At 47.2% G+C, this 15748-nt stretch carries 15 protein-coding genes; 3 read left to right on the plus strand and 12 right to left on the minus strand.

Annotated elements, in window-relative coordinates; all coding sequences use genetic code 11:
* Nucleotides 1–91 precede the first annotated feature (91 nt).
* The 11 genes from BS300_RS01530 to BS300_RS01565 form a co-directional block, all read right to left on the minus strand.
* Nucleotides 92–763 (minus strand): phage baseplate protein, encoded by a 672-nt coding sequence (locus tag BS300_RS01530; protein ID WP_143241667.1) that lies wholly within the window; start codon nucleotides 761–763, stop codon nucleotides 92–94.
* Between the two features lie 109 nt (nucleotides 764–872).
* Nucleotides 873–2594 carry a hypothetical protein gene (locus BS300_RS01535; RefSeq protein WP_071910283.1) on the minus strand — a complete coding sequence of 574 codons (1722 nt, stop codon included), beginning with the start codon at nucleotides 2592–2594 and terminating at the stop codon, nucleotides 873–875.
* 12 nt (nucleotides 2595–2606) lie between these two features.
* Nucleotides 2607–3029: a hypothetical protein gene (locus BS300_RS20960; protein ID WP_143241668.1), complete on the minus strand. Its 423-nt coding sequence runs from the start codon at nucleotides 3027–3029 to the stop codon at nucleotides 2607–2609.
* Nucleotides 3030–3177: 148 nt separating this feature from the next.
* Nucleotides 3178–3642 carry a hypothetical protein gene (locus BS300_RS20965; protein ID WP_143241669.1) on the minus strand — a complete coding sequence of 155 codons (465 nt, stop codon included), beginning with the start codon at nucleotides 3640–3642 and terminating at the stop codon, nucleotides 3178–3180.
* 74 nt (nucleotides 3643–3716) lie between these two features.
* Complete coding sequence (locus BS300_RS01540; RefSeq protein ID WP_071910285.1) at nucleotides 3717–3932, minus strand: hypothetical protein; 216 nt, start codon at nucleotides 3930–3932, stop codon at nucleotides 3717–3719.
* A 93-nt stretch (nucleotides 3933–4025) separates the two neighbouring features.
* Entirely contained in the window at nucleotides 4026–4721 is a 696-nt protein-coding gene (locus BS300_RS01545) for a helix-turn-helix domain-containing protein (protein WP_071910287.1), read from the minus strand.
* A gap of 137 nt (nucleotides 4722–4858) precedes the next feature.
* Nucleotides 4859–5056, minus strand: a complete 198-nt coding sequence (locus BS300_RS01550) for a hypothetical protein (RefSeq protein ID WP_071910289.1) — start codon at nucleotides 5054–5056, stop codon at nucleotides 4859–4861.
* A 991-nt stretch (nucleotides 5057–6047) separates the two neighbouring features.
* Nucleotides 6048–6584: a hypothetical protein gene (locus BS300_RS01555; RefSeq protein ID WP_143241670.1), complete on the minus strand. Its 537-nt coding sequence runs from the start codon at nucleotides 6582–6584 to the stop codon at nucleotides 6048–6050.
* A gap of 60 nt (nucleotides 6585–6644) precedes the next feature.
* On the minus strand, nucleotides 6645–6998 hold the full coding sequence (locus tag BS300_RS20970; RefSeq protein WP_143241671.1) for a hypothetical protein: 354 nt from the start codon (nucleotides 6996–6998) through the stop codon (nucleotides 6645–6647).
* Between the two features lie 322 nt (nucleotides 6999–7320).
* Nucleotides 7321–8538, minus strand: a complete 1218-nt coding sequence (locus BS300_RS01560) for a site-specific integrase (RefSeq protein ID WP_083593327.1) — start codon at nucleotides 8536–8538, stop codon at nucleotides 7321–7323.
* Between the two features lie 133 nt (nucleotides 8539–8671).
* Nucleotides 8672–10198 carry a fumarate hydratase gene (locus tag BS300_RS01565; RefSeq protein WP_042030888.1) on the minus strand — a complete coding sequence of 509 codons (1527 nt, stop codon included), beginning with the start codon at nucleotides 10196–10198 and terminating at the stop codon, nucleotides 8672–8674.
* Between the two features lie 294 nt (nucleotides 10199–10492).
* Between BS300_RS01565 and pabB the strand changes: the two genes are divergently transcribed.
* From pabB to BS300_RS01580, 3 genes are all read left to right on the plus strand, one after another.
* Nucleotides 10493–11776, plus strand: coding sequence for an aminodeoxychorismate synthase component I (pabB, locus tag BS300_RS01570; protein WP_239693784.1), 1284 nt, complete (start codon nucleotides 10493–10495; stop codon nucleotides 11774–11776).
* Nucleotides 11777–11817: 41 nt separating this feature from the next.
* Nucleotides 11818–12384, plus strand: a complete 567-nt coding sequence (locus BS300_RS01575) for a CoA pyrophosphatase (protein WP_071910295.1) — start codon at nucleotides 11818–11820, stop codon at nucleotides 12382–12384.
* Between the two features lie 217 nt (nucleotides 12385–12601).
* On the plus strand, nucleotides 12602–13900 hold the full coding sequence (locus tag BS300_RS01580; RefSeq protein ID WP_042030885.1) for a serine/threonine transporter: 1299 nt from the start codon (nucleotides 12602–12604) through the stop codon (nucleotides 13898–13900).
* A gap of 365 nt (nucleotides 13901–14265) precedes the next feature.
* On the opposite strand, the gene sstT is transcribed toward BS300_RS01580, so the two are convergent.
* Nucleotides 14266–15516, minus strand: coding sequence for a serine/threonine transporter SstT (sstT, locus tag BS300_RS01585; RefSeq protein WP_071910297.1), 1251 nt, complete (start codon nucleotides 15514–15516; stop codon nucleotides 14266–14268).
* Between the last annotated feature and the right edge of the window lie 232 nt (nucleotides 15517–15748).

Below are 15748 nucleotides of genomic sequence, written 5' to 3' on the forward strand. Positions count from 1 at the left end.
TATTGTAACATTTAATTAAGAAAAATTCAATAGTTACAGCCATATTTTGATGATATTTTTGGTTGTTTTGTCAATATACATTCTTATTTATCTACTTCTGCAAAACATATTCAAACATTTTTTGTGATAATGGATTAGGGTTCTTCAGTGCTGTGTTAACTTGGGAATCTGCTCCTGCGGGCTTGGCTGCTGTAGCCCCTTTGTTTTTTGGGCCACCAGCTTCATTTTTCAAGCTATCACCAACATTTGCTAATACTGTTTTGCCAACTGTCACAGTACGCATCTCTTCCAAATCAATAGAGACAATGATTTGCTCTAATGACGAATCCCTGACAATATTTAAATTAACAATCACGTAATTTGTTAAGACGGTTTCCTCGGTGCTTAGGGTGATGGCTTGCTTTGCATCCCTTGCCGCTTTCAACACATCATACGCGGCCTGAAACCTGTTACTGCCTTTAGGATTCGTGGGGTCTGTATTCTTGTCCCACTCGTTTTGGCTTCTTAGGATAAAAGGACTACTTGTTATTCTACCAGTGAATGAGAATTTGCTATCAGGACTAAATACATGGTCAGTTACAGAGGTGCGGCTCTCGACCGCATATGATGTTTTCTCGTTGCTGTGATTATAAGAATATGAATCAATAGAATCAAAAATGATAGCGATATTGTTTTGAGCTAAATTAACTAGCTTTGCATCTCGGTCTTGCTGGGGGCTGCCAAACTGGAGTCCTCCGATAAACATGGTATAGGTCTTTTCCATTAATCCTCTTAGAATAAAATTGAAAATAAGGGCCATCAAGTGTGACCCTTTATGCTATATATATTTATTAATTGAGGCGTGAGCCTCTGTGCCAAAGCACTATTTATTATTAATAGCCGTTGGCTAAAATATTGAATTGTTGTGTTTGTTTCTCGTTATATCGAAAATCGAAGAATTCGGTCATTCCAGACTGTTTAACATTGGCTTCAATGTCGAGAGACAGCTTGCCTGCAAGGTTAGAGATTTGGCTTGTATTCTGGCTTGAACGTAACACCAAGGCATTCTCTAGAGATGGAGGTGTAAACGACAATTGTTGTTGTTTCAAAGCTAAATATCGAGCATCTGCTTCCGCTTGAGCCTTAATCGGTGAAACGTGTCTGCTACTGTTATATAGGTCTTGATATTCTTTTGTGTTCCGTTGTGCATCTGTAACACCAGAGTTGTTATTTGGAATAATGCCACGAAGAACATTAGCAACACTCTTGATTATAAAAGCTAGGTCCATTAACCCTTGTTTCAAATCACCAAAATATTTCTTAATATCATCAGAAGTTAACGATTTAAGCCATGTTGAAAGCTCCTGTAATGCCCCATCAGACAATTCTCCTGCAATTTTATATAGGTTGCCAAAGACTAGACCGATGTTGTTTGCATTAGTCTCTAGGAATCTACCAAAGCGCTCGACCATTAAAGAGCCATATTGCATCGCCGTTTTAAATCCTGTGCTCTCAAAAACGCGATAGAGTGCAATACTAACGGCATTCCCTGCCCTTGCATCTTGGGCCATTGAGCTATTTTTATATCCCTGTGCCATCTGGGCATAGCGTGGCGCTGATGCTTCAACAAACTTAAGCCATATGTCTCTGAAGTTGTATTTGCCGTTTGTTAAATTAGACATGAAATCTTTCTGACTTAATCCCATGGTGTCCTTAACAAACTTCAACAAATCGGCCTTAATTTGTGGGCTCCAGTCCATTGCCTGTTTAAAGTCTTCAAGGGTATTGGATGCCATGGTTTGCATGAGGCCATACTGGAAACCCGCTACCGCATCCTTACTCATGCCATAAGATGCTGTCATGTTCGTTTGCTTCTTGAACATATCAATCGCCTGGGTGGTATCAATGCCCAGGGATTTCACAATCGAGACGTAGTTAACAAGTTGCTGGCCTGTCTCTAAAAGGTCTCTACCGCCCTCTGTAGCGATTTGGCGGATGATGTTACTCACAGCTACCGTCTCATTACCAAACGTGTTGCGTAGGCTGATAACGAGAGATTCATAGCTTTGCCCTTCTGCCTTAACCCGATCAAAGCCACGGGTAGTAGCATAACCAGACGCACCAAGTAGGGCTGTGCCCCCTGCTGCCATCCCTACAGCACCAGAGGCGATGCGACTACCAAAACCTTTGATAATCGAATTGTGCTTGCCTGCATTGTTGTTCAAGGCTCGGTATTGTTTGTTGAGCTGGCCCACGGCGGCTGCTCGCTCTTTAAAACTGATGTTTCCCCGTAAGAACTCGTTATTAATACGCTGTAGACCTTTATGAAATTCACTGTTATTTTTAATCTGATCTTTATATCTAATTTGGTCTGCTTTCAATGTATCACGGCGGGTCTTGTTAGCCCTGATTTCTGCACGGATTAACTTATCTTGTGCTTTGGCTTGGCTTCCTGCAATCTGCTTTCCTGCTGCCATAGACTTATTATATTGGTTTGTTGCGGCGGAGAAAGCGCCTGCTACACGGCGAATCTTTTTCAATGCTGCATTATAACTGTTATTGTCTGTCTTGAATGTTATTAAATTGACAATTTTGGAGACGGTTTGATCGGTCATTATTCCTCTATTTTAAAATGTAATGAGTGAAGAATATGATAGTTCTTCTTTTGTTTTAATAATTTCATGATTGTTATTTTGTTTTTTGGGAATAGGAATATCTAAAAGATTGTCATATGTGCCAATCAATCTACACTTATTCTCAACAAATACTAATGATCTGCCAAAGTTCTTGAGGTTAGTAACGTTTGTTTCAAAGTTCCCTGAGTAACACCGGAAGGAATGTTGTAGCCATTCACCATGGCGTACAAAAAAGGAACGGTTATCAATATAACCTTGCATGTATTGAAGGGCTCTCATTTTGATTGCAATGACGCAACCATTAACTCTATACACACTCCATTTATCCTTTGCTATAAGATTGATGGCTTGTTCGTATTTATAATAATGCTCGCTTGTAGGTAGCATGTTTTCATGTAGTTCATATAGGCTCATTATTCCTCATACTAATTTTGATATTTTATAAGACCTAATATAACGCTCTATAACGATTTGTAAGATATAAGCAGTAGGGTAGCTTAGACAACTATCAGAGAATTGAATATAGAGCGATACAGGAGCTTTGGGATAGTATTATAAAGTATTAATCTGCTTGGTTTATATTTAGCAGTTTGCCATCTCTGGTTCTATGAACTAGGTTCATCCACTTTGGAACAAATCGGCAAGTCTCGGGAGAATATAGTTTTGTATGTGTATCTTGGAACATTAGTAGACTTCTAAAATCCTTGTCTAACTCCCAGCCTTCCACAAAATTACTTTTCCACCATCTCAGAAAATTACTGAATTTTTGCCACTCTGAACACACAATTGCAGGGCTATAATTTGTAGTGTTCTTTGTATAATAGCAGCGGCGAAGCATGTTTTGCCATGTGGTATAGGCAGGACACACTGCTTGTTTTCCTTCAAAATTTAGAACGACTGGAAAATCAACATCACAAACACCAATGCCATAGAGCCGTTTGGTTGGGAAGTATTTCCGTTTAGTCTGGGATTCAAAAACCGCTGTTTGCTCTAATTTGCTCAGAGCTTTATATTCTTTATAGTTCACGTAACCTCTTGTTATTCTTATTTTCTTTTTAATTATTCATCGAGGCTTACGCCCCTGAAAACTAAGTTTTAAAATTATTCAAATACAAACTGTCGGCATTCGGTCGCCATCTCTGCGTAACCGTTTTGGTCAAACAAAACCGCTAAATTTAAAATGAAGTGGTCTTTGTGCTTTTGCGATCCAATAATTTCATCAAGAAAACCCAGAATTTCATATTTATCATCTTGGCTGATTGAGCTCTTGGAAATCATGCCGCCAAGGTGTGTAAGTTGTTCGGTTGTAATACTCATGTTCTCATATCTCCAGTTTGGTTATTTATTGTTTAGTTTTGACAGAAAGTAAAAGTACCGTCTACGGTTTTTTGGTCTACTCATATTGTCCTATCAGAATGGTATATTGTTACTACACCAACTATCTTTGCAATCCCACTCACCATTAGGGTTTTGGTAACACTGAGAGCACTTTCGTCCATATTCTTGGTAGTTGGTTTGTTTTGTTGGTTGGGGTTTGCTGTATTCCTCAAACATAGAATCATGGGACACACCACAATCATCAAGGAATGGGTCTGGCAAGTAGTCTTGTTTTACAGGCTGGCCATAACTTGGTGAATTTGAATATCCTTTTGCATTTTTAGTACTTGTAGTTTCAGTAACAGCAATTTCAGCTTCATCTCCAGATCCATAACCCCAACCTTTAGTTTTTTGCTCGACGGTCTTAATATGTAAATTTTTATTTGGTTGTTTTCTTGTCTGTTGCTCTACTGTATCTAATGCATTGAAGTCTGACAGTGTCACAAGTTCATAAATCTTTGACGTTCCTTTCCGGCTTGTGGCTTTTACTAATCCCATTTCCTCTAATTCATCCAGATATTTTTTTACTGTATTGTCGCTGCCAATACCTAGATTATCTTGAATATGCTTATAAGAGGGGAAGACTTTACCGCTCATCATTTGATAATTTAGAAGAAAGCAGTAAACTGATTTGTGGTTTAGATTGAAGGTTATACCTTTGATTTTCTTAATTTTATAGATTTCATCAAAGGCACGGAAAAAGTTAGATTCGGTTTTCTTCTGATTCATTTAGTTCCTCATAGTTCGGGGATAGTTCTTTTTTCTCCGCAATCAATTCGATTAGGTATGACTGCACTGATTTTGTACCACGCTGGCTATTAACAAAAGCTGTTAAGTGTGCGGGGATGGCTAGATTGATCCGCATTTCATACGTCCTCTTTAGATTTGAATTGCTTCTTTGGTTTCATTGATTTCAGGACATCTAAAACAGAATCCCAATAATCAAACCTCAACGCATCAACTGCACGGCAGCGATTGGCTGAAGCCCGAGCTAATGCTTTAGTGATGCCGTATTTGTTTGCTAACTCTTTCGCGGTTTGGTCTGGTGTGTCGTAATAGGCCATTATTCCTCTTTTGTTTTTGAATATAAAAAATCTGCCGTTGTGCAAGAAGGCACAAAGCATAATGTTTATTTTGTAGGGATATGAAGGAGTTATAGGAAAAATTGCTTTCTTTTCTCACTTCATAATATACATTATATCAGTTAAATTTAAAAAATTCAAGCTTTCATGAAAAAATATAATGCTTTTTCTTACATTTCATGATAGCCACAAAATACATAGCAAGCTATCCATGACAATTTGCATCTGAGGCTTCACGCCATCACCAACATAAATCCAGCTGTATTGCTCCAATCTCAATGCTCGCCCTCTTGGGCTACCGCAACACTACCCAACACAATAGAAGCGCTTAGCGCGTGTCCTGTGAGGTTATATAGCATGTGGTCATGCAGGTATCACACAACACATACAGTTTATATAATGGCATGGCCATATTGAACACAACATAAAATTTATAACACAACAAACATATTATATTTTTGTGTTGGCAGTGCATAACAGACTCATGAAGCGTTAGCGTATTGAGTTTGTTATATATTCTTCTATGTATTATAAGAACAATAAGAAACCCATTACATTTTCATTCCATGTGTTCCTTAAACACAAGTATGGAGTGAGTGGCACACGAACATAATATTTGTGTTATCTATTCTTATAAACCACAACAAGGAATGAGTGATAGCGAATGTATTGTTGTGGTTATTTGTTTTATCTAACTAAATATATAAAATAAGAAATAACACAATCATTACATTATCATTCCATGACTGTGTTTAGGGCGACCACAAGCGAAGCGGTGGCGACATTGTTGTTGTGTAGCGTAAGCGACAACGACAACGACAAGGGCGAGCCTTATATTCTTTTAATATCTTTTCTTTTAATCTTTTATTATATCTATTCTTTTACGACGCACATATCTGCGTGACCCCTTCGCACACGGGTGCGTCACTACCTACGCATACGTATGCGTTACCTAGTCTCGCACCCGTGTGCGTCACATAAGCAGTACTCTAAGTTCTTTTTCAATTTTCTCAATTAACCTAACAATACTAACTTGAATTGCCATACCTATACTTTCAAGCTCCTCAACTGAACTATCTTTAGAATATTTAATAATGAAGTCCATCAAAGCCAAATTTTTTTTATAAAGGTCTTCGTAAGAGCTTATAACTTCATCATTTATACTCAGTTTTACATATAATGTTAATGAATCAATATTTGTATCATTTAATGATATCTGGTGATTCTCATATAACTTGTTCATGTCAGATAGGTGGTCACGACTCTTAATTACATCATCTTTAATATATAGTATATAAAGACTGATAGCATTTCTCCATCTAATTGTTTCTTTTAGGGTATCTTCTAGTTTAGCCATCAAAACAGATTTCTTTTCCTTTTCTAAAGCTCTGTCGTGATTAATACTAGATACCCACACAGCAACCCCTGCGGCTATACATGAGGTTAATATAGCTACAGATCCAGTAATAACGCTTCCCATATTATTGGCAATTGCTTCTTCTATAGACATCAAGACACCTATTTGTAACGTGTGATTAGGCGACCATCGAGATCGCCCTATTATTATAAATTAATCCAGAGACCTATCCAATATTAACGAATTGTTTTTGTATGAAATTGAAAAAGACTCTTTATTCACACCTATAAAAACTACTTTTCCAATGTTATGTTTAGAGAAAGAATTCATTATTTTAACTTTTTCACTAGTCTCTTGATTACGCCTTCTTTTACCTTCATCCTCTTTATCTTTATCATTTCCCCTTTCCACTCCATTCATCCCAATCTCATTAACCTCAACACTCCAACCTTCCAGTTCAGCAACGTGGTTAAACAATGTTCTTGAGAGATCATGACCACAAACATCATTGTATTCTTTTAGAAGTTTTCCATTACCGCTATATATTTCAATTTTATTATTAGTCATCTATAACCTCTTGTGTTGTGTTCCCCATCTCACATGAAACAGGGAGCCCCTTTTCAGGGGCTAAATGAGGCTATATTATTATTGTGTTTTGTGTCAATGACATAGGTCACAGGATAAAACATGGATTTAATTTCTATCTGTGTTGATGTAGCTGGCACACTTCCTTTTAGGCTTGTGTGTTCTGGTAACAATATCACCACGTGCATTCTCGTAAGTACAAACAGTGCTGTTGTTGATCGTCTCTTGTTTTATGAGCCTGTATTGTGAATATGCAGAAGCATAGACAAATGATGATAGTGTGAGAGATAACAACATGATTGATTTATTCATAGCTGACATATTCCACTGCCTCTCTCAAAATATGAATCTGTGTTTGTGCTGTTGAACCATAACGATCCCAGCTGATGGAGCCCGTTCCGTGTCCCAACAACTGCGCCGCAATGTTTAATGAAACATCGTGCGATCTAAGTTGTGTTGCAAAGCTATGGCGAATTTCATGATATGTCTTAGCAACTGGCTTGTTAGTCAAGAACCATTGAACAAACGCTTTAGAACAGCCTGACGCTTCACTATATTTAAACTCTGGGAACAATCGGCAATCGTGCCCCCTACCCTTCATAAATTCAATGAAGCCTTGTTTAATCAACATAGAATGAACAGGGACAATTCGTGATGCGTTGTTTGTCTTTAATTTCTGGTCATATTTTGTGGCCTGAATCAAAATCGACCAAATACCATCGATCTTAACAATATCTGATGTGTACAACTGTGCCAACTCGTTAGCACGGCATCCAGTATACAAGCCCAATAAAATCATATACTTATGGCTATCAGATTGCTTGTTTGCAAAATTGATTAGCTCTTGTGCTTCTTGTTTTGTATAGGCTGTGCGTGTTGTCTCTTGCTTGGCTCGCTTAATCTTCAAACCATCAAATATATTCTGGTGTTCATAATGGCCATGAATGTAATCAAACAAATTAGACAACTTACCAATAAATTTATTAATGGTGATATTAGACAAATTAGCCTGAATCAATGACTGCTTGAATTCAACAGCCACCTGTTTCGTGCATTGTTCCAAGTAGGACACACCAGATTGCTTGATGAATCGGTTAAACAATGACTTATAGGAATTCGTCTCTTTAACGCCCCACAAGTGCCCGTTTTCCTTGATGTAAGCATCAATAATGGATTGGAGCTGTAGAGCCCCTACAGCTTGACTCTCATCTTCAATAGCTGGCACTGGCTCGGGCTGTATTGTTTGGACAGCAGGAACAGCAGCGACAACAAAACCATCATCATAGGTTCTATGTTGTTGTGTGGGGATGTCAGATGTGTGTTGAGGCCCTATGGCCTCGGTGCCAAAAGCACCATTTGTTGATTGAGGCCCTTCAACATTGAAGTAGATCTGCATGGCCCTCAACTGGGCTTCTTTCTTGCAATGTGTGTTGAGGCTCTTTCTCGTTACCTTACGAGCCCCATCAACTATCCATGTTTTCTTGTAGTACCAAATGCCATTGTTGCGGCGTTCTATGAACATAACTTGCCTCTCGTTTAAGGCGAAGTGCCTGCACTAAGAGCATTCATCATACCCTAGCGCAGACACCCCGCGACCTTTCACAAGAGCTAAGTCGCTGATTTTAAACTAGATTCCATACTAGCTTTAAACTAGATCAGGAGGAGAGTTTGCCATCCAGTTCGGCAATCTTGGCAGACCAGTAGGCCGGGCCGGTTTCGTGGATATTGTTGCCTTCGGAGTCGACCGCAACGGTCACCGGCATATCTTCCACTTCAAACTCGTAGATCGCTTCCATGCCGAGATCGGCAAAGGCCACCACGCGGGCTTTCTTGATCGCCTTGGCCACCAGATAGGCGGCGCCACCAACGGCCATCAGATAGACAGCCTTGTGCTGCTTGATGCTCTCGACGGTTTTCGGGCCGCGCTCGGACTTGCCGATCATGCCGATCAGGCCGGTTTCACCCAGCATCATATCGGTGAACTTGTCCATCCGGGTGGAGGTGGTGGGACCTGCCGGGCCGACCACTTCGTCGCGCACCGCATCGACCGGGCCAACGTAGTAGATGAAGCGGTTGGTGAAATCGACCCCTTCCGGCAGCCCTTCGCCGCGGGCCAGCATATCGGCGATACGCTTGTGGGCAGCATCGCGGCCGGTAAGGATCTTGCCGGAGAGCAGCACGGTATCACCGCTCTTCCAGCTGGCCAGCTCGGCCTTGGTGATGCCATCGACGTTGACACGGCGCACGTTGCCACCCGCTTCACGGGTGATCTCCGGCCAGTCGCTCAGTTTCGGCGGCGTCAGCTCGGCGGGGCCTGAACCATCGAGTTCAAAGTGAACGTGACGGGTCGCGGCGCAGTTGGGGATCATCACCACCGGCTTGGAGGCAGCGTGAGTCGGTGCGGATTTCACCTTCACATCCAGCACGGTAGTCAGGCCGCCCAGACCCTGGGCACCGATCCCCAGCTTGTTGACCTTGTCGTAGAGTTCGACGCGCAGCTTCTCTTCGGTGGTTTGCGGGCCACGGGCCATCAACTCCTGAATGTCGATGTGCTCCATCAGCGCCTCTTTGGCCAGCACGGCGGCCTTCTCGGCAGTACCGCCGATGCCGATGCCGAGCATGCCGGGCGGGCACCAGCCCGCGCCCATGGTCGGCACGGTTTTCAGCACCCACTCGACGATATCATCGGAGGGATTGAGCATGACCATTTTGGATTTGTTCTCGGAACCACCGCCCTTGGCGGCGATGCTCACCTCGACCTTGTCACCCGGGATCATGTCGATATGGACGACCGCCGGGGCATTGTCTTTGGTGTTTTTGCGGCTGCCAGCCGGGTCGGCCAGCACAGAGGCGCGCAGCGGGTTGTCCGGATTGGTGTAGGCACGGCGAGTACCTTCATCCACCATCTCCTGCACCGTCATGTCGCTGTCCCACTGCACCTGCATGCCGATCTTCACAAAGCAGGTGACGATGCCGGTATCCTGGCAGAGCGGACGGTGGCCTTCGGCAGACATGCGGGAGTTGATCAGGATCTGGGCCAGCGCATCCTTGGCTGCGGGGTTGGCTTCCCGATCATAAGCAGCTTTGGCGGCCTGGACAAAATCCAGCGGGTGGTAATAGGAGATGTACTGGAGGGCATCTGCGATGGAATCGATAAAATCCTGTTTTTTTATAATGCTCATATCATCCTCACTGGTCCTTGCGTCGCACGGGTGCGATGAACAAGGGCTTCCATATGATGGCTGTGTAGAGGCGCAAACCAAACACTATCGGTCAGCAAAAAACCTGAAGCACAGCAGTTTTTTCTTTAGTCACCGACACCTATGATACGCTTGCCCACCAGCACCGACTAGGGTTCGGGAATCAAACTGTTGCCTGTGTAACATAAAATGACGCCATCACTGCATATCCATTATCCAGATCATCACACTCCTCTCCACGCGCTATTTGCACGGCTACAACATCAGCCGTGGGCCATGCTGCTGGAGTCAGCCGGGCCACTTGGTGTCGACAATGGCTTCGACATCATCACCGCCGATCCGCTGGCCACTCTTCAAACCTGCGGCCAACTCACCACGGTGCGCAGCAGTAATGTAGAAAAAGAGCATCATGGCGACCCCCTCACCCTGTTGGCCGAACTACAGCAGCAACTGCTTGGCCAACCGGCCGCGCATGACAGCAAGCTGCCCTTTATAGGTGGGGCGCTCGGGCTGTTTGGCTACGATCTGGGCCGCCACTTTGAACAGCTGCCAAGTCAGGCTGCCGCCGATATCAAGGTGCCCGACATGGCGGTGGGGATCTATGACTGGGCGCTGCTGCGCAGCGTCGAGACCGGCGCTTGGCAACTGGTGCACTGGGGAGATGAAGCGGGTCTTGCCAGACGTATCGGCTGGCTCGAGCAGCAAGTTGCCGAACCGGCACCACCTTTCCACCTGCAAGGCAGCTGGCAAAGCAACATGAGCCGGGAAGCTTATGGCGAGAAGTTTGCCCGCATTCAGGAGTACCTCGCAGCTGGGGATTGCTACCAGATCAACCTGACCCAGCGCTTCAGTGCCCCCTACCAGGGCGATGAGTGGCAGGCTTACTGCACACTGGCGGCGGCCAACAAGGCGCCGTTCTCTGCCTTTTTGCGCTTGCCGGACAGCGCCATTTTAAGCCTCTCCCCCGAGCGTTTCTTGCTGCTCGATGGTCGCCATATCGAGACCAAGCCCATCAAGGGCACCCGCCCGCGTCATCCTGATCCTGTCATCGATCGGGAGATAGCCGAAGAGCTGTCACAGGCGGACAAGGACAGATCAGAGAATCTGATGATCGTTGATCTGCTGCGCAATGATATCGGGCGGGTGAGCAGGCCAGGGTCGGTCAGCGTCCCTCACCTCTTTGCGGTAGAGTCCTTTCCGGCAGTGCACCATCTGGTCTCCACCATTCATGGCGAGCTCGATAGCCGCTGGCAAGGAGTAGATCTGCTGCGCGCCTGTTTCCCGGGCGGCTCCATCACCGGTGCGCCCAAGATCCGCGCCATGGAGATTATCGAGGAGCTGGAGCCCCAGCGACGCAACGCCTACTGCGGCAGCATCGGCTACCTCAGCCAGCATGGCCGGATGGACACCAGCATCTGCATTCGCACCCTGATTGCCGAAGCGGGCCGTCTGCACTGCTGGGCCGGTGGTGGCATCATCGCCGACTCCGACGCCGACAGCGAATATCAGGAGACCTATGACAAGGTCGCCCGCATTCTGCCCCTGCTCACCGCACTGTGAGCCAGAGCCCCGGATAAACTGCCACGGAACCACGTTACGCCATGGATCGCCACGAACTGCTGACCCGCTTCTCCCTGCAACGACCGGCGCCCGCCCATCGCCTTGCCATCGCCGGCCTCAGCCCGGCGGCGGTGCTGGTGCCTGTCGTGGAGCGCCACGATGGCCTTCACCTGCTGCTCACCCGCCGCAGCACCCGGTTGCGTCATCATGCCGGGCAAATAAGCTTTCCGGGCGGGCGCCAGGACCCCGATGATCAGGATCTCATCGCCACCGCGCTGCGGGAGACCAGAGAGGAGCTCGGCATCCCCTCTCATCTCGTGCAGGTGATCGGCACCCTCAATCCGCTCAATACCATCTCGCGCTTCGAGGTACTGCCGGTACTGGCTCTGCTCGATGCCGACTACCCCCTCGAATTGAGTGCAGATGAGGTGGAGCATGCCTTTGAGGTACCGTTAAACCACCTGCTCGATCGCCGCAATCATATCGCCCTCACCTTTGTTCGGGCGGGCAAACAGCACACCGTCTACTGGATCCCCTGGCAACAGCACTACATCTGGGGTGCCACAGCCAGCATGATCTGTCAGCTGGCCCAGCACCTCGAGAAATAACAATTTGACAACTTTTAGTGGGGGGGGAATTTAATCATTAACATTAAACTAACGTGTCAAATGATAAACAAAAATTGATTTTTTACTGTTTTGATCACGTTTCTATAAGAAACTCGGGGTTTTCGTCTGTTAAAGATGAATTTGATCAACATTTTTGATTAAAAAAACCGTATCCTTGCCGCCGACTTAATAAGAACCACAATTCGGGGTGAGATAGATGTCAAATACTGTCACTGGCGCACAGGATGTCGCGACCGTAAAGAAGCAAGGAACAAGCTTCGTCCAGAGTAAAGGCTGGACAAAACAAGATTCAACCTGGGTTATCAGCCTGTTTGGTACTGCTGTTGGCGCAGGCATCCTGTTCCTGCCGATCAACGCAGGCATGGGCGGCTTCTGGCCACTGGTGGTGATGGCGCTGCTGGTTGGCCCGATGACCTACCTTGCTCACCGTGGTCTGGCCCGTTTCGTTCTCTCCTCCAAAAAGCCCAATGCGGATATCACTGAAGTGGTAGAAGAGCACTTTGGTGCCGGTGCAGGCAAGCTGATCACCCTGCTCTACTTCTTCGCGATCTACCCCATCGTGCTGATCTACGGCGTGGGTATCACCAACACCGTGGAAAGCTTCATGGTCAACCAGCTGCAGATGAGTGCACCGCCGCGCTGGATCCTCTCCATCGTGCTGATCATGGGCATGATGTCCGTGATGCTGGCAGGCGAGAAGTTGATGCTGAAAGTGACCGAAGTGCTGGTCTACCCGCTGATCGCCATCCTGGCCGGTATCTCCCTCTACCTGATCCCGGACTGGACTGGCGCCGCTCTGGAGCAAGTGCCTTCTGCCAAGGATTTCGCCGTCACTCTGTGGCTGACCATCCCGGTACTGGTGTTCTCCTTCAACCACAGCCCGGCCATTTCCAGCTTCTCGCTGGCCCAGCGCCGCGACCACGGTGATCAGGCCGTCGAGAAAGCCGATGCCATCCTCAAGCGTACCGCCATGGTGCTGCTGGGCTTCGTGATGTTCTTCGTCTTCTCCTGCGTGATGAGCCTGACACCGGCTCAGCTGGCTGAAGCCAAAGCCCAGAACATCGCCGTGCTCTCCTATCTGGCCAACCAGCATGCGAGCCCCATCATCTCCTACTTCGGTCCGCTGGTTGCGTTCGTCGCCATCGTCTCCTCCTTCTTCGGCCACTATCTGGGTGCCCGTGAAGGTCTAAAAGGGATGATCGTCCAGAACATGCGCAAATCTGGCAAAGAGCCGAACGCCAAGAAAGTCGAGATGTTCATCATCGCCTTCTTCATCCTGACCCTGTGGGGCACTGCCATTGCCAACCCCTCCATCCTGGGCATGATCGAATCGCTGGGCGGCCCCATCATCGCGACCATCCTGTTCATCATGCCGATGTACGCCATCAAGCGCGTACCGGCCATGGCGAAGTATCAGGGTCACATCAGCAACGTCTTCGTGACCGTGATGGGCCTGACTGCCATCTCCGCCATCCTCTATCAGCTGGTCGGTTAATCCCGCCTCCGATAGTCAAAAACCAGCCGGCAACGGCTGGTTTTTTTATTGCGTCATTCTGCGCTCTTCTCTGGAAATCCCAGCTCCTTTACTCAGTTTCCCCGGTTAACCAAGCTCCCTGCACTACTGCATATCTGTGCCATCACAGCCCTCCTCTCATATCATGAGAACCCGTTTTTATCTCGCCCTGTGGGGTAAACACATCCCCACCCGTCACTACGCAACAGCCTTCTGACTGTCTGCCTATCTATTTGCCAAGCCCCCGCATAGTTGGGCAATACCCACGAAACCAGGCAAAATCGAGGCAATAAAAAGCGCCCTCCTAAGAGGGCGCCAAAAAGCCGCATTAACCAGCGAAGCAGCAATCAGGCCTCGCTGCTGGGCAGCGCGGCAGGTTCCAGCAGGGTTTCATCTTCGGCCATGCAGGCCGCTGCGGTGAAGAGCACGTCGGTGGAGCTGTTAAGTGCAGTCTCGGCAGAATCCTGCAGTACGCCGATGATAAAGCCGACGGCTACCACTTGCATGGCGATATCGTTGCCGATACCAAACAGGCTGCATGCCAGCGGGATCAGCAGCAGGGAGCCACCGGCTACACCGGACGCGCCACAGGCACTGATGGTGGCGACCACGGAGAGCAGCACAGCCGTTGCCAGATCAACTTCCATCCCCAGGGTATGCACCGCCGCCATGGAGAGCACTGTAATGGTGATGGCTGCACCCGCCATGTTGATGGTGGCGCCCAGCGGAATGGAGACCGCATAGGTATCCTCCGGCAGACGCAGCTTTTCACACAGCGCCATGTTGACCGGGATATTGGCCGCAGAGCTGCGGGTAAAGAAGGCGGTTACACCACTCTCTTTCAGGCAAGTCAGCACCAGCGGATAGGGGTTGCGCTTGAGCTTCCAGAACACGATCAGCGGGTTGACCACGAAGGCGATAAAGAGCATGGAACCGATCAGCACCATCAGCAGCTGGGCATAACCAAACAGAGCGTCAAAGCCGGTTTCCGCGAGGGTGGAAGCGACCAGACCCAGGATCCCGAGCGGCGCACAGCGGATCACCGCTTTCACGATGGCCGAGACGCCGTGGGACAAATCGGTGATCAGCGCCTTGGTGCTCTCGTTGGCGTGGCGCATGGCGATGCCCAGACCAATGGCCCACGCCAGAATACCAATATAGTTGGCATCCATCAGCGCCTTCACCGGGTTGGTTACCACGTTGAACAGCAGGGTCTGCAACACTTCGGTGATGCCGCCCGGTGGCGTGATCTCGGCCGTATTGGCTACCAGATGCAGATCGGAGGGGAAGAGGAAGCTGGCAATCACCGCGACCACGGCCGCAGAGAAGGTGCCAAACAGATAGAGCAGCAAAATGGGTCGCATGTTGGTCTTCTGACCCTGCTTGTGACCAATGATGGCAGCCATAACCAGTACAAATACCAGCAGCGGAGCCACCGCTTTCAGTGCGCCCACAAACAGACTGCCAAGCAGACCTGCCGTTTTGGCCCACTCGGGGGCAAACATCGCCAGCAAGATACCGAAAACCAGACCAACCAGGATCTGGCTGACCAGACTGGTGCTATTGACCAGCCGAAGGAGGGGGTGTTGTTGTGTCATCAAAAAAGTCCCTAGGCACCGTAGTGCTCGATTCATGAGTCCTGTCTGCAACCCTCCCATCAGCATGATTCCGTTCTGACGGGTTGCCTGCGGCCAGCCTTCTGTCGGGCCGATCCGCCGGTCACCGGATTGCATGACGGAATATCCCATTCACCACCGCTTTTTTCCAGAGACCTACCAAAAAATATCCAGTATCCGGCACAAATAACCGCAACAAAAACACAACAACAGA

It is taken from the genome of Aeromonas sp. SCS5, assembly GCF_001887375.1.
Lineage (GTDB): Bacteria > Pseudomonadota > Gammaproteobacteria > Enterobacterales > Aeromonadaceae > Aeromonas > Aeromonas jandaei.

Coding starts and splice junctions, on each gene's coding strand:
- BS300_RS01555 (WP_143241670.1), bottom strand. CDS start 6,584: ATGTCTATAGAAGAAGCAATTGCCAATAATATGGGAAGCGTTATTACT.
- BS300_RS01565 (WP_042030888.1), bottom strand. CDS start 10,198: ATGAGCATTATAAAAAAACAGGATTTTATCGATTCCATCGCAGATGCC.
- BS300_RS01535 (WP_071910283.1), bottom strand. CDS start 2,594: ATGACCGATCAAACCGTCTCCAAAATTGTCAATTTAATAACATTCAAG.
- BS300_RS20970 (WP_143241671.1), bottom strand. CDS start 6,998: ATGACTAATAATAAAATTGAAATATATAGCGGTAATGGAAAACTTCTA.
- BS300_RS20960 (WP_143241668.1), bottom strand. CDS start 3,029: ATGAGCCTATATGAACTACATGAAAACATGCTACCTACAAGCGAGCAT.
- BS300_RS01580 (WP_042030885.1), top strand. CDS start 12,602: ATGTCAAATACTGTCACTGGCGCACAGGATGTCGCGACCGTAAAGAAG.
- sstT (WP_071910297.1), bottom strand. CDS start 15,516: ATGACACAACAACACCCCCTCCTTCGGCTGGTCAATAGCACCAGTCTG.
- BS300_RS01560 (WP_083593327.1), bottom strand. CDS start 8,538: ATGTTCATAGAACGCCGCAACAATGGCATTTGGTACTACAAGAAAACA.
- BS300_RS01575 (WP_071910295.1), top strand. CDS start 11,818: ATGGATCGCCACGAACTGCTGACCCGCTTCTCCCTGCAACGACCGGCG.
- pabB (WP_239693784.1), top strand. CDS start 10,493: ATGCTGCTGGAGTCAGCCGGGCCACTTGGTGTCGACAATGGCTTCGAC.
- BS300_RS01540 (WP_071910285.1), bottom strand. CDS start 3,932: ATGAGTATTACAACCGAACAACTTACACACCTTGGCGGCATGATTTCC.
- BS300_RS01550 (WP_071910289.1), bottom strand. CDS start 5,056: ATGGCCTATTACGACACACCAGACCAAACCGCGAAAGAGTTAGCAAAC.
- BS300_RS01530 (WP_143241667.1), bottom strand. CDS start 763: ATGGAAAAGACCTATACCATGTTTATCGGAGGACTCCAGTTTGGCAGC.
- BS300_RS01545 (WP_071910287.1), bottom strand. CDS start 4,721: ATGAATCAGAAGAAAACCGAATCTAACTTTTTCCGTGCCTTTGATGAA.